Below are 14,184 nucleotides of genomic sequence, written 5' to 3' on the forward strand. Positions count from 1 at the left end.
ACACTTGGCCGAAGCAAGGTTGTTAATGCCACAAGCTGTCAGGCAAAAGAGCTCAGCCCGCTGCTGCGGCCTGCAAGCCAAACTCCGCTTCCAGCAAAGCAGCAACCTGTGCCGCTTCCACCTGCTGCACCTGAGTAACACCGGCCACAGTTTGTTTAAATTCGTTGCCGACCAGCATTTTACGACCTTGTGGCGTTTGCAGAATAATCAGCAGTTTTTGCACAAAAATAGTGTCTGGGTGCGTCGAGTTCAGGAAATTTGCCGGCATAAAGTCCAGCCAGTCGGCAGGGTATAAATCAAAACCATATTGATTAACCCAGTTGTTATCCAGCTGCGCCTGCAGCACATACTGGCCAGGCTCAGGGCTGATTAAGCGGAACAGGTCAAAATCCTGCTGCTGCACTAAATTCACCTGCGACAAAGCAATAGGCGCACGCAAACCATAACTGCCAAACCCTAAATCACACAACAGCTGCTGCCCTTCTACTTTCACCAGCAGCGCCATATGGGTTTTCGGCCGACGCATCGGGTAAAACATTGGCCGGCAGAATACAAACTGATACTCCAGCCCCAGCGCTGTGATGGCCATGGCAAAGAGGCCGTTCACTTCATAACAATAACCACCACGGCGTGCTTTGCCGTCACTACCAACAATTTTTTTAACTATCTGCTCAGGCTCAAGCGACACCACTTTTTTTGCCTGCACATCAAGATTTTCAAAGGCAATGCTGCGCAGTTGCTGCTGCATCAGCGCTGTGACAGTGGCAATATTCGGTTGCACCTGCTGCTGATAACCAATACGTTTCAGGTACAGTTCAAGACTAAAATTGCTGGCGTACATCTTTTACTCCACGCTTTGTGCTGAAATTGCCGTTATTGTCACCGATTTTGCCAAAGGCCGCCATCACCACAAACTCTGGCGCAACCTCAGACTCAAAGCAGCAGGGTACAAGCCGGGACCGGCATAAAGCCATTGCCGCAGGCCCTGAGCTTTGCGATGATAATTTATCTTTCAAAACAGGTTGACCCTATGCCGCAATACCAGCGTTTCACCCCCGAAGATGCAGCAGTTTTTGCCAATGATCACAGTGAGTTATTTGGTGTACACAGCAAACTGACCAGCGTCAGTTTTGGCGACAACCATATGAATCAGGTGTTTCGGGTAAAAAATCAGTTTGGTACCAGCCTGATTGTGAAACAGGCCCTGCCGGTTGCCCGTGGTTTAAGTGAGCAGTGGCCGCTGAGCCTGGATAGGCTGCGTATTGAAGCCGAAGCTTTAATTCAGTTGGGCAAGGCCTCACCCGATCATGTGGTGGAAGTGCTGCATTACGACGCAGAACAGGCCGCTATGTTGCTGGAAGATTTGGATCAATATGAGCTGCTGAGTAAAACTCTGGCCAGCGGCCGGCAATTCCATCAGCTGGCTGAGCAGCTGGCGCAATTACTGGCGCACCACAGTTTTTTCAGCAGCGACTTTGCCACCGACATTGCCGGTAAAAACGCTGGCCTGAAAAAATTTAATAACCCACAGGCGCAGCAGGTGGTAGAAGATCTGCTGTTAAGCGACCCTTATATCAACCATGAACGCAACCAGCATCAGCCGCATTTACAACAACTGGCCCGTCAGCTGTGGCAGGACGAAAAACTGCAGTCGCAGGTGGCCGCGTTACGAGCCGCTTATCGCAGCTGCCCACAAGCACTGCAACATGGTGATTTAGGTTGTAACAGCATTTTTGTCTGTGGTGACGACATTAAAGTAATAGACGCCGAGTTTGCCTGTTATGGCCCGGTCGGTTTTGATTTAGGTCTGTTTTTTGGCAGCCTGATGTTGCAATATTGCGCCGCGCCGGGGGTAATGAACAATACAGAGCGCGCCCGTGATCAGCAAAATTATTTACATAACCAAATCAAAGATTGCTGGCTGCATTTTGCTAACACCTTTTTGGCTTTATGTCAGCAGCATTGCCGCGACCCACTCTTTAGTAACCGCAGTTATCAGGAAAAGTTTGTGCTGCAGGTGCTGCGTTATAGCATTGGTTTTGCCGGTGCCGAGCTGATACGCCGGGTGATAGGCGCTTTTCCAGCCGCCGAATTTAAACAAATGACCAACAGCACGGCCAGACAACAGGCGCAGCAGCAGGCCATTACACTGGGCTGCCGGTTGATTATGCTACATGCTGAAGCCAGCAGCATCAGTCAGTTGCTAAGTCCGCTGCAGGATCTGCAAATGCAATAAACACTGTGACGAGGGCAGTGGCATCACAGAAGGCTGCCCTGGATTTGACATTATTGTGGTTGGTAACGTTGCTGAATGTTGCGCACCGTTTGGTCTTTTTCCATCAACAGCCAGGCCTGTTGTAGTTTGGCAAACTGGGCTGCACTGATACTTTTTTTGCTAAAACCAAAATAAACCGGTGCCTGATAAATTTGCACTATGGGCCGATATAAACTGGCACTTTTTAGTTGATGTTGTTGCCAATAATGCAACACTGAGCGGTCTTCCAGGATGGCGTCCACCCTACCGGCATTGAGCAGCGCCAATTTATCCTGAATACTGCTGATAGGCACCAATAACGCCGCAAAGCCCGGGTTGCGCTGAACTGCAGCAAAATCCTCACCATAATAAGCACCATTTAATACCGCAATACGGGGAGCGGGCTTAAGATGGATGGTATCGGTTAAGGTTCTGACTTCTTTAAAATCCGCCGCTTTACCAATCAACCAAATCGCTTCAAGATGATGTGGGCCGAGAAAATAATAATCTTTTTCGCGTTCGGCGTTACGGTACAGGTGGCTGATCACATCCAATTCGCCACTTTTTAACTGCATCAGCGAACGCAACCAGGGGCTTGAGCGATAGTCAATCTGACAACCCACTTTAGCTGCCAATGCCTGCAGCAATTCCGCCGTTTGCCCATGCCAGTGCTGCTCGTCGTTTTTAATCAGATGCGGCGGAAAGTCGGTTTCAGCGGCAAAGCGCAGCTGGCAAGCAGTGGCTTGCAGATTCAATGCAAGGCATAACAGAGCAAATACAGACTTCAGCCATCCTTTCACTACAACCTCTCCGGCAAATCACAGAATTTCGGTAAACCAAGTTACTGTATTCTGTTTGGCAGATAAATAGCCAGCCGTTGTTTTGCGACCGGCAGTGGCAATTCTGATCTGTGGGATCTAACACGCTAACAGTCCGCAAGCCTGATAGCTACATCATCACTGTGAACTGCCGTGTTTTGGTGTTTCTGCTCAGGCATGCTACAACTGAGGCCGGCAGCAACAGCAAAAGAGGCAATCACATGCAAAAAGTAACTGGGATAGGTGGTGTATTTTTAAAAGCACGTGACCCTATGGCGCTGGCTCTCTGGTATCAGCAGCATCTGGGCGTGCCTTTGTTACCGGATAGTCCATATGGCAGCTTTATCGCGCAAAGTCAGGATGAAACTGTCTGGTCCACTTTTGCTGATAACAGCGATTATTTTGGCCGACCGGAACAACAAATGATGCTGAACTACAGAGTCACTGACTTAAATGCCATGCTGGCACAACTTCAGGCTGCGGGCGTACGGGTGGATGAACAACGTGAATCCGGTGATTATGGTGATTTTGGCTGGGCTTATGACCCTGAAGGTAATAAGTTTGAATTATGGCAACCTAAATAACCCGTCAAAGTTGAGCCGGCCCACCGGCTTCCTTCTTTTCAACAACAGATTAAATAGCGGCTGCTGACTGGTTAGCCTTTTTCTGACATTTATCCCGAATATGCAGCCAAATGAGCGTAACTCCCTCAATAACAAGCGGTTATAACGAATTAATGGTATATTAGCTGATGATTATCAGACAGTGTTGTGGTCACTCCAAGACTGTCGGGCTGGCGGGCAGCGTGAAAACTGCTACACCTAAGCAGTTGCTCCAACACACTGTTATCGCTCAGGTCATAACTGTAAAGCGCACAGACGCTCCACCCCAATCGGGCTCAAACTAAGGGTATCCACTGATGAAAAGCAAACAATCATTGTTAGCTCTGCAGATCAAGGCCGCTTTAATCGCTGCCACTGTTGGTCTTTCTCCTGCCGCTCTGGCGCAGGAAAGTGACAAAGCCAAACAGGATGATCAGCAACTTGAACGTATTATGGTGACAGCGCAAAAACGCGTGCAAAGCACGCAGGAAGTGCCTATTTCGGTTGCCACTTTATCGGGCGAAAAGTTTGACGCTATTTTTTCTGCCGGTGACGACATTCAGGCGCTGGGCGTAAAAGTACCTGGTTTATATGCCGAATCATCCAACGGTCGTGCCGCACCACGTTTTTATATCCGTGGTTTAGGCAACACCGACTTTGACCTGGCCGCTTCTCAGCCGGTGTCGGTGATCATGGACGACGTGGTGCTGGAAAACGTGATTTTAAAAAGCTTCCCGCTGTTTGATATTGAACAGGTGGAAGTGGTGCGTGGCCCACAAGGCACTTTGTTCGGCCGTAACACCACAGCAGGTATTGTGAAGTTCAGTACCGCCAAACCGCGGCAGGATTTCGACGCTTATACCAAGTTTTCATTGGGGAATTACGGCACCCGCAATGTGGAAGCTGCTGTTGGTTCTGGCCTGACTGACGAACTGTCAGCCCGGGTGTCAGTGTTGTCACAACACCGCGACCACTATATCAACAACACCTTTACCAATGAAAAAGACGTGATGGGTGGTTTTGATGAAACTGCCGGTCGTCTGCAATTTTTATATGAAACTGGCAACCTCAGCGCTTTACTGAACGTCCATGGCCGTAAACTGGACGGTACTTCGTCTATTTTCCGCCGTAATGTTTTTACCAAAGGCAGCAATGAGCTGAACGCCAATTATGACCGCGACAACGTGGCTTATGATGGTGGCAACAACTTCCAGAAATATGACAACTCAGGTGCGTCATTAAAACTGGATTTTGATCTGAACGATATGACCTTCACTTCTATTACCGCCCATGAACAGGCTGATGGTAATGGCCGTGGTGATATCGACGGTGGTACAGAAGCAGGTCCGGGCCCATCAAAAGTCGGCAATGCAGTGACTGAAGATCAACTGAAGGACTTAAAACAGTTCACACAGGAATTCCGTTTAGCCAGCGACACCAGCGAAGCGCTGGAATGGCAGGTCGGAGCCTTTTATTTTGACTCTTCTTTTGGCGTGACCAGTATCGACGGCTTTTTTGGTCAAACCTCGGTATACCATGACAACCAAAGCTGGGCTGTGTTTGGCCAGAGCACCTATAACCTGTCTGATCGCTGGGATGTGACTGGTGGTGTTCGTTACACCCACGACAAAAAATCCTTTTATGTGGGCGAGCAGAACGTCAATGGTTTTGCTTTAGTGATTGGTGTGGCGCAAATTCAGAACTACGCTCCAATTGACTTAAGCGACGGCCAGGTGAGCTGGGAATTGGCGACCAACTACCGTTTAACCGATCAGACCTCATTGTTTGCCCGTTTTGCCAACGGTTTCCGCGCTCAGTCTATTCAGGGCCGTAACGTGGCTTTTGAAGAAGATCCAACCACAGCAAAATCTGAAACCATCAACTCTATTGAGTTGGGTGCCAAGTCAGATTTATTGGGTAACACCCTGCGCTTAAACGGAGCTGTGTTCTATTACAACATTGACGATATGCAGCTGTCGGCCATTGGTGGTAACAACAACGGCAACTCGCTGGTGAATGCTGAAGAAGGCACAGGTTATGGTTTTGAAATTGACGCCGACTGGCGTGCACTGAGCAACCTGACACTGGGCGGTGGTTTTAGCTATAACAAAACTGAGTTAAAAGACCCGAACCTGCGTGTGGGTGTTTGTGGCTCAGAAATGTGTACGCCATTAGATAACACTATCATAGTGGGTACAGCACCCTTTACCAAAACGCTGGCTTATGTGAATGGCAACCCATTCCCACAAGCACCTGAAACTATCCTGACGTTAAACGCCCGTTACGACATTCCGGTGAAAACCGGTGAAATCTACTTCTACACAGACGTGGCTTTCCAGGGCGAAACCAACCTGTTCCTGTATGACGCTGTTGAATTTAAAACCGACAACAATATGGAAGCAGGCCTGCGTATTGGTTATCAGAACTACGACGGTAACTACGAAGTGGCCTTATATGGCCGCAATATTACCGACGAAGACAATGTTAAAGGTGCAGTGGACTTTGCCAACCTGACCGGTTTTGTCAACGAACCGCGCATGGTCGGTATTGAGTTTAAGAAAAGCTTTTATTAACAGCTGATGTGTTAAAAGCACAAAAAACAAGGCGCCATCGGTGCCTTGTTTTTTTGTGCACCGGGTGATGGTTGTTGTGCTGTCGTGGCAATCACAACAACCGTCTCGCTCCTTTTACAGTTGCAAGCGGCTGCACTCAGCCCTGATGACAGGCCTTGATGGTTTTAATAGTGGCCTGCGCCAGAGGTGAGGTGGCATTGGTTTTGGAAGTGATTAACACCACCGGAATTTGGTAATGGTATTTTTCCGGCCTGATGGCCTGAAACAGGCCTTTTTCCACCCAATAACTGGCGTAATGCTCGGGTAAATACCCAATAAACTTGCCGGATAAAATTAAATGGGCAATGCCTTCGTCGTGATAAGCGCTGGCGCTGTGTTGGTAGTTCAGGCCGTCGTTCCGGATTTCTTTATCCCGCATATAGTTACTGCTAATGACCTCAGCCTGCGCCAATAAAGTATGGATATCTTTGGCATCACAACCAAATAACGGATGGCCCTGGCCACAATACAGATAGTTGGTTTCCAGATGCAGTGGCTCGTAATTCAGACCGCGGATATGATGGCGGCTCACGCCAATCCCCACCAGAGCGCGGCCATTAGCTACTGAGGTTTCTACTTCCCGCGCTTCACAGACATGAATATCAAACTGCAGGTTATTACTTTTATCTTTCAGTGCTGCTATCGCCTGGGCCACACCACAGCGGGGGTCGCTGACCAGAGTATCGATAATGGCAATTGTCACCCGGCCCGATAAATGGTGTTTAGAGCCCGCCACTGTACTGGCAAAGGTTTCACATTGTTGCAGTAACTCCAGTGATGCCTGATAGGTAATACGGCCGGCGTCGGTGAGCTCAAAACCGCTGCGGCCACGTTTACACAGCGTCAGACCTAAACGAATTTCCAAATCAGATAAATGGGTGCTGATGGTCGAGCGGCCAATATTCAGCCTGGACTCTGCCGCCGACAAACCACCACATTCCACAATAGTGACAAAAATACGCAATAAGCGTAAATCAACGTCCTGCACCTGCATTTGCCGACCGCCCTTTAGTTCGATAAATCCGGAATAAGATACGATTATTATGTATTTATAAAACATCTGACACAAGCTAGCATTTGACCATCACACGCCTTTGTGGCGGCCATACAGCAAGACATTTCAGGAGTCAGTCATGGTTTTTAAATACGGTATTGATCGTCTCGATTTAGCCACAGTGAACGGCATTGCCGACGGCAGCATTCAAGCAGAACTTTGCGCCGAAGCTATCGCCAAAATTAACCAAAGCCGCAGCTGTGTGGATGTGATGGCGGCCTCCAGCAAAGCTATTTATGGCATTAACACCGGTTTTGGCCCTTTATGTGACACCCAGATTTCTCCGACTGAAACTGCCTTGCTACAAAAAAACCTGCTGATCACCCATGCAGTGGGTGTAGGTGAACCTATTGCCAAAGCGATTTCCAAGCTGATGCTGATCACCAAAGTACATGCGCTGAGCCAGGGTTATTCCGGTGTGCGGCTGGAAGTGATAGAGCGCATGCTGAAGTTTATTGAACTGGATTTAATTCCGGTGGTGCCGGAGCAAGGTTCTGTCGGCGCTTCCGGCGATTTAGCGCCGCTGTCACATTTATTCCTGCCACTGATTGGTGAAGGTGAATTCTGGGCAGGTAATAGCAGCGTGCCGGCCAGTGAGGCCTTAGCGCAGCATGGTTTAACACCGCTGGAATTACAGGCCAAAGAGGGTTTGGGCCTGATTAACGGCACCCAGTTTATTTTGTCCCACGGCATTACCGCACTGACCAAAATGCAGTACTTACTGAATTTAGCCGATGTGGCAGGCGCCATGAGTATTGAAGGTATGCAAGGCAGCGGCTCGCCTTTCCGCCCTGAATTACACCAAATCCGTCCTTTTGCCGGCAATATCGAAGTGGCAGCGCGGATGCGCCGGTTATTTAAAAACTCACAAAATATGGCCTCGCACACCGGCTGTGCCCGGGTGCAGGACCCTTATTCGCTGCGTTGTATTCCGCAGGTGCACGGCGCCTCACGCAATGCTTTTCACCACCTCAAAGAGCTGGTTGAAATTGAGATGAACTCAGTGACCGACAACCCTATTGTGATTAGCAGCGAAGAAGCGCTGTCCGGTGGTGGTTTCCACGGTCAGCCTTTGGCGATGGTGCTGGATTACACCTCTATTGCCGCCGCTGAGCTTGGCAATATTTCTGACCGCCGTTGTTATTTGCTGCTGGAAGGCCTGCATGGTTTACCACGGTTGTTAACCAAAGCCAGTGGCTTAAATTCGGGTTTGATGATCCCGCAGTACACTACAGCGGCGCTGGTCACCGAAAACAAATCTTTATGTTTCCCGCCTTCTGCCGACAGCGTGCCTACTTCGATGGGTCAGGAAGATCATGTGTCTATGGGCAGTATCTCAGGCCGGAAGCTGAACCAGATTTTAGGCAACCTGGAAAAAATCCTGGCGATAGAGCTGATGTACGCAGCTCAGGCCATTGAATTCCGCCGCCCTAACACTTGCTCAGACTTAATTGAAGAAAATCATGCCATTATCCGCGCCAAAGTAGCTAAGCTCGAAGAAGACCGGCTGTTAAAACCGGACATCGACGCCATGATTACACTGGTCAAAACCCAGGCCTTGAAGGTCGACTTTGCGGTCAATGTTTAAGGAGTGCAACAGATGACTTTTCAGGATCAAATCAAACAAGGTATTCCAGCAGAGCTGCCAGCAGCCAAAGCTTACCCTGTGGGCGCCAACCGTGCGCCTAAACGCAAAGACATTTTAACCAAAGCGGAAAAACAACTGGCGGTGCGTAATGCGCTGCGGTATTTCCCCAAGGCATGGCATGCAGAACTGGCAGTGGAATTTGCCAAAGAACTGAATGACTTTGGCCGTATTTATATGTACCGCTTTAAGCCGGACTATGCCATTAAAGCCCGTGCTATCAGCGATTATCCGGCCAAATGCCAGCAGGCCGCGGCCATTATGCTGATGATTGACAATAACTTAGACCCGGCCGTGGCGCAGCATCCGGAAGAGCTGATTACTTATGGCGGCAATGGCGCAGTGTTCCAGAACTGGGCGCAATACCGCTTAACCATGAAGTACTTAAGCGAAATGGCAGAAGACCAAACGCTGCATATGTACTCAGGCCATCCGATGGGTTTATTCCCTTCATCCATTGAAGCGCCAAGAGTGGTGGTGACCAACGGCATGATGATCCCCAATTATTCCAAACCGGATGACTGGGAGCGGTTTAATGCCCTGGGCGTCACCCAATATGGTCAGATGACCGCCGGCTCTTTTATGTATATTGGCCCGCAGGGCATAGTGCATGGCACCACCATTACGGTGATGAATGCGTTTCGCAAAGTGCTGCCAAAAGGCGATAGCCCCAAAGGCAAAATTTTCTTAACGGCAGGCCTAGGTGGCATGAGCGGTGCTCAGCCAAAAGCCGGCAATATTGCGCAGTGTATTACGGTGTGTGCTGAGGTGAACCCAAAAGCCGCCACCAAACGCCACCAACAAGGTTGGGTGGATGAGCTGATTGACACTATGCCAGCCTTAATTGCCCGGGTAAAACAAGCCCAGGCCAAGGCTGAAGTGGTGTCTATTGCTTATATCGGCAACGTGGTGGATGTATGGGAAGCCTTTGATGCCGAAGATATTTTTGTACATTTAGGCTCAGACCAAACGTCATTACATAACCCCTGGTCGGGCGGTTATTACCCTGTGGACGTTTCTTATGACGAAGCCAACCGATTAATTCGTGAAGAGCCTGAGCTGTTTAAAACCAAGGTGCAGGACACCTTAAAACGCCACGCCGCTATCGTGAATAAACACACGGCCAAAGGCACTTATTTCTTTGACTACGGCAATGCGTTTTTGCTGGAAGCCTCACGCGCCGGTGGTGATGTAATGGCGCAAAACGGCATCGACTTTAAATATCCGTCTTATGTGCAGGATATTTTAGGCCCTATGTGTTTTGACTATGGTTTTGGCCCTTTCCGCTGGGTTTGTACCTCAGGCAAGCCGGAAGATTTAGATAAAACCGATGCCATTGCCGCACAAGTGTTAAAACGTTTGATGTTAGCTGCGCCGGAAGAAATTCAGCAGCAGATGCAGGACAATATCAGCTGGATTTTGGATGCCAAACAAAACAAGCTGGTGGTTGGTTCTCAGGCGCGCATTTTATACGCCGACGCAGAAGGCCGCGCCGAAATTGCCGCTGCTTTTAACGCTGCGATAAAACGCGGTGAAATTGGCCCTGTGGTATTAGGCCGTGACCATCACGATGTCAGCGGCACCGACTCGCCATTCCGTGAAACCTCCAATATTTATGACGGCAGCCGTTTTACTGCCGATATGGCCATTCACAACGTGATTGGCGACAGCTTCCGCGGCGCCACCTGGGTGTCGATCCACAACGGCGGCGGTGTGGGCTGGGGTGAAGTGATGAACGGCGGTTTTGGCATGTTGCTGGACGGCTCAGTGGAGGCAGATCGCCGGTTAAAATCGATGTTGTTTTTTGACGTCAACAACGGCATCGCCCGCCGCAGCTGGGCCCGTAACAATGAAGCCGATTTTGCCATCAAACGCGAAATGGCGCGCACACCTAAATTGCAGGTAACGCTGGCCAATCGGGTAGACGACGATATTCTTGAGCAGTTGTTTTAAGCTGGCATAACTGGGTTTTTAAATAGCAGCGGGTTTAAAACGAGGCTGCTTTAAAACAGCCCTGCTTTTTAACAGCCCCTCTTTTAAACAGCTTTGTTTTTGAGTGGGTTTAAAAAAGATAAGAGCCGCAAGGCTCTTATCTTTTTTGTTTTTGGCGGTGGCAAAAATCTCTGATGTAACCTGATTCTTTTTTAGCAACTGTCCGCCGTAACCCACCTTCAGCTTTACTCAATTTTCTGTTGTAACCAACCACCGGCAACTACTGCGTTCGCCCGTTCGCGCCTCCCGCGCGCACTCTTGAATGCTCACTCCGCACCTCCCGGTGTTTGGTTTGCTTGGGGCGCGAGATGCTGGGGTGACACGGACGTTTTTTTACTGCTGGTTCTGGAAGTTAAATAGGGGCTTTGAGCGAAGATGCGAAATTAACGTTGAGCTCATAGGCGCCGCGTAGCGGCGTCCTGCAACCCCAAAGGGGTTGCGAAATGGAGCGATTTGTTATGTTTATCTTTTTTGAACAAAACTACAGACCAATTACTTGCCAATTACATCTGTTTTTTTCGATGTATGAGTGACCATTAGACGTGTCACACTCGCAAACTTGATAGTCGTAACTACCACCACTGTCGAGGCACTTATCTATAGCAGACGATAATTTCGAGTTTCCGGCAAGCCCAAGTACTATCGATAAAACCAGACCTATTGTAACTACTGCAGATAGGACCAGTTCGAATATTTTGAAGGACTTCTTGTAGGTGCTGTGTCGTTTGTACTGTGAAATCCAGGTTCTTCTATGTCTACGGTTAAAGACAAATAGTGTGAACACAAACACATGTTCAATTATCTCTGTCAATGGTACTGACCCTCAAGAGAAACATAACTATAAGCGCACGCGCGCGAACTTTGGTGAGCGTCGCCGCGGCCGCAGGCCGCAAAGTGCCGCACCTTGTTAGCCGTAAAACCGAACATCAACGACTCAAACTAAAACCAAACTGTTTAATATTCATGAGTTTTGTCGTTCTGTTTACATGAAAGTTGAAACAAAAACGCTTTCTCATTTGCGAGACCAACCTGCTTAATTACTAAATCTGGAAGGTGGGCTTTCTCTATATCATTTATATTGCACGAATGTTGCTTTGCAAAAGCATCAATCTCATTAGAATTAAAACCATCCATTTTTTTCAGTACAACTGCCACGCCAGGATTAACACAGCAGCCTATATAGTCAGTGAGATATTCATGATCCAACGCGATTAATTTTGCACCAAATATTACTATTTCTTTCTTCGGAAAGTAAAAATGATGATAATCACCAAGAATATTAGCCTTTTCATCTATGACACCTTGTTTCTTTAACATTTTCAATGAATAAATGCTATCCATCGACTCTTCGATAGTGTCTGGGGAGGCCTCAAGTAATTTTTTTACTTCTAAAGCTGGTTCGGCACATAAAAAGAGCGATTGCATCAATAGAACTAAGACAACTAGATACTTCATAAAAATCTCTCTATGCATGCCTATATGGCTAACTACCAAATTTAGCGCGGGAAAACGCGCATGCGTTTTGCCGTCGCAGCCCATGCGCAGCGTGGGCGATTAACATTTGCTTGTTATGTTTGCTTAATTGTTATTTCAGTTGCCAAAAGAATATATAACCAAGCAAGTGAGAACCCAACCTTTCGTTCTTCTACAACCATCTTTTCAAGTTTCGAATACTCAATTATTTCTCGACTAAATTTCTCTACCCGTTCATGTATCCCCTTTGGTTCGATGCTATGCGCCATAGCGTTTCTTATTTGGTTTAACTCCTTTAACGATTGCCATACTCTGTCTTCGACGGCTTTTGGTTTTAAGGACCAATAAAATCTTAGCTTCTCAGAGAACATCATTCTTTCATTTACCTGAATACCCAACGGATTACTAAGTTTAAGGAACTCTCTTAACTTGTCGCTAAGCACTTCTTCGATTAATAAATGGCCTTTTAAAATGACCAAATCTAGATCTGCATCTTTGGGTAATAGCGTCAAAAATCGTGATAGGCCCGTTTCTTCTTTTTGCATTCAATTTTCCCAAAACACTTAACACATGCTACAACGGTGAGCGATCGCGAGCCCCAGCCCAAAGGGCTGATGCTGCTTACACTTGTTATGTTTTGTGCTCTCCAAACCTAACAAAACTGCTAATAAAATTCACACCCAACGCCAGATAAAGCGCAGGTATTACAAAAACCCATAATCCGAACGCAGCAAGAATGTCAGCTTTCAAATTTACTTCATCTACCGTAGCTACCGCTGCAGACTCGAAATGTTCAAAACTACCGGACAGCCAGCTGAAATATAAACCCGCTAAAATAACAGCGATAAAGCCAAAGAATAATTTTAACTCAGGTGCCCATACTTTTTTTCGAGATATAAGTAGAAGAAAACCAAGGGGGCTCAAAGTGAATAGAACTACTAAGCCATTAACGAGATAATATAAAAAAAGTGCCAAAGAAACCTCCCTGAGTAAACATAACGCTGTGCGCATGCGCGCGAACTTGTGAGCGTCGCAGCGGCCGCAGGCCGCGAATGCCGCACCTTGTTATAACTCATTTACTTTCCGACAGTGAAAAAGCTGGCAACTGAAAGTCAGATTTGCTTCTTACTACCCAGCTATATACTTGAAAATGCTCACCATTGAGTTCTTTAATGCGGTGATCTGTTTCAATATTGTTCTTGCACGTTTGCTGCCATAGAGTCTTTACCTGTCGTATAAAGCTGACCTCAATTTCGCCTGTTAGCTCATTGAAAACTAAAGTCCGGACAAAGTTGTTCAACGCATCAGCTTTAAATTTCTCTTCGGCAGCTGGGTAAAAGTAAAACTTCATACGAAGCTCCATGAGTTATAACAATTTAATAGAAGGCAGAACGCTCGCAAGTCGAACATTTTTTTGCCTTCTTTTATGATTTTACTCATATCAAGCTAAAGCCTAAGTTACTATTTTTCAACTTATTTTTCTAAATTCGATAAATATTGACTTCACAAAACCCATACACCTTGTACGCAAGTTGTTCTGAAAAAAACTCATGGTTAATCACTGGTTATTTCGGCAGTGGTTTTGCTGCCTATGAGGCTGGATTTAATAAGGAAAATACCGATGAATTTATCCATTTTTTGGTACAAACAAATTAACCAATTCCCCAAGCCAGCGCTCTTCCTTCCCCTTTGAGCCAAGCCGATAAAAATTGGAAGTTTGAGGTTTTAAGACGC

At 47.5% G+C, this 14,184-nt stretch carries 13 protein-coding genes; 5 read left to right on the forward strand and 8 right to left on the reverse strand.

Annotated features, from left to right (window positions below; all coding sequences use genetic code 11):
• Nucleotides 1–52: 52 nt before the first annotated feature.
• A complete protein-coding gene (locus tag V7P87_RS01800; RefSeq protein WP_333795900.1) occupies nucleotides 53–841 on the reverse strand; it encodes an arylamine N-acetyltransferase family protein in 789 nt (262 codons plus the stop codon).
• Nucleotides 842–997: 156 nt separating this feature from the next.
• Between V7P87_RS01800 and mtnK the strand changes: the two genes are divergently transcribed.
• Nucleotides 998–2,236, forward strand: a complete 1,239-nt coding sequence (gene mtnK, locus V7P87_RS01805) for an S-methyl-5-thioribose kinase (protein ID WP_333795901.1) — start codon at nucleotides 998–1,000, stop codon at nucleotides 2,234–2,236.
• 50 nt (nucleotides 2,237–2,286) lie between these two features.
• Here mtnK and V7P87_RS01810 read toward each other — a convergent pair whose 3' ends face one another.
• Nucleotides 2,287–3,054, reverse strand: coding sequence for a substrate-binding periplasmic protein (locus tag V7P87_RS01810; RefSeq protein WP_333795902.1), 768 nt, complete (start codon nucleotides 3,052–3,054; stop codon nucleotides 2,287–2,289).
• 239 nt (nucleotides 3,055–3,293) lie between these two features.
• Between V7P87_RS01810 and V7P87_RS01815 the strand changes: the two genes are divergently transcribed.
• Nucleotides 3,294–3,656 carry a VOC family protein gene (locus V7P87_RS01815; RefSeq protein WP_333795903.1) on the forward strand — a complete coding sequence of 121 codons (363 nt, stop codon included), beginning with the start codon at nucleotides 3,294–3,296 and terminating at the stop codon, nucleotides 3,654–3,656.
• 335 nt (nucleotides 3,657–3,991) lie between these two features.
• Nucleotides 3,992–6,247 carry a TonB-dependent receptor gene (locus tag V7P87_RS01820; protein ID WP_333795904.1) on the forward strand — a complete coding sequence of 752 codons (2,256 nt, stop codon included), beginning with the start codon at nucleotides 3,992–3,994 and terminating at the stop codon, nucleotides 6,245–6,247.
• A 136-nt stretch (nucleotides 6,248–6,383) separates the two neighbouring features.
• Here V7P87_RS01820 and V7P87_RS01825 read toward each other — a convergent pair whose 3' ends face one another.
• The gene (locus tag V7P87_RS01825) at nucleotides 6,384–7,280 is read right to left on the reverse strand and encodes a LysR family transcriptional regulator (RefSeq protein WP_333795905.1); all 897 of its coding nucleotides are present in this window, start codon (nucleotides 7,278–7,280) and stop codon (nucleotides 6,384–6,386) included.
• A gap of 139 nt (nucleotides 7,281–7,419) precedes the next feature.
• Here V7P87_RS01825 and hutH point away from each other — a divergent pair, with 139 nt between their 5' ends.
• Both hutH and V7P87_RS01835 read left to right on the forward strand, forming a co-directional pair.
• Complete coding sequence (gene hutH, locus V7P87_RS01830; protein ID WP_333795906.1) at nucleotides 7,420–8,928, forward strand: histidine ammonia-lyase; 1,509 nt, start codon at nucleotides 7,420–7,422, stop codon at nucleotides 8,926–8,928.
• Between the two features lie 12 nt (nucleotides 8,929–8,940).
• Nucleotides 8,941–10,938 carry a urocanate hydratase gene (locus V7P87_RS01835; RefSeq protein ID WP_333795907.1) on the forward strand — a complete coding sequence of 666 codons (1,998 nt, stop codon included), beginning with the start codon at nucleotides 8,941–8,943 and terminating at the stop codon, nucleotides 10,936–10,938.
• 18 nt (nucleotides 10,939–10,956) lie between these two features.
• On the opposite strand, the gene V7P87_RS01840 is transcribed toward V7P87_RS01835, so the two are convergent.
• The 5 genes from V7P87_RS01840 to V7P87_RS01860 all read right to left on the reverse strand — a co-directional run bounded on the left by V7P87_RS01840 (nucleotide 10,957) and on the right by V7P87_RS01860 (nucleotide 13,801).
• Nucleotides 10,957–11,136, reverse strand: coding sequence for a hypothetical protein (locus V7P87_RS01840; protein ID WP_333795908.1), 180 nt, complete (start codon nucleotides 11,134–11,136; stop codon nucleotides 10,957–10,959).
• A gap of 795 nt (nucleotides 11,137–11,931) precedes the next feature.
• Entirely contained in the window at nucleotides 11,932–12,432 is a 501-nt protein-coding gene (locus V7P87_RS01845) for a hypothetical protein (RefSeq protein WP_333795909.1), read from the reverse strand.
• A gap of 113 nt (nucleotides 12,433–12,545) precedes the next feature.
• Nucleotides 12,546–12,995 carry a hypothetical protein gene (locus V7P87_RS01850; RefSeq protein ID WP_333795910.1) on the reverse strand — a complete coding sequence of 150 codons (450 nt, stop codon included), beginning with the start codon at nucleotides 12,993–12,995 and terminating at the stop codon, nucleotides 12,546–12,548.
• An 85-nt stretch (nucleotides 12,996–13,080) separates the two neighbouring features.
• The gene (locus V7P87_RS01855) at nucleotides 13,081–13,425 is read right to left on the reverse strand and encodes a hypothetical protein (protein WP_333795911.1); all 345 of its coding nucleotides are present in this window, start codon (nucleotides 13,423–13,425) and stop codon (nucleotides 13,081–13,083) included.
• 97 nt (nucleotides 13,426–13,522) lie between these two features.
• Nucleotides 13,523–13,801, reverse strand: coding sequence for a hypothetical protein (locus tag V7P87_RS01860; RefSeq protein ID WP_333795912.1), 279 nt, complete (start codon nucleotides 13,799–13,801; stop codon nucleotides 13,523–13,525).
• Nucleotides 13,802–14,184: the final 383 nt, after the last annotated feature.

It is taken from the genome of Rheinheimera sp., from assembly GCF_036782235.1.
GTDB lineage: Bacteria > Pseudomonadota > Gammaproteobacteria > Enterobacterales > Alteromonadaceae > Pararheinheimera.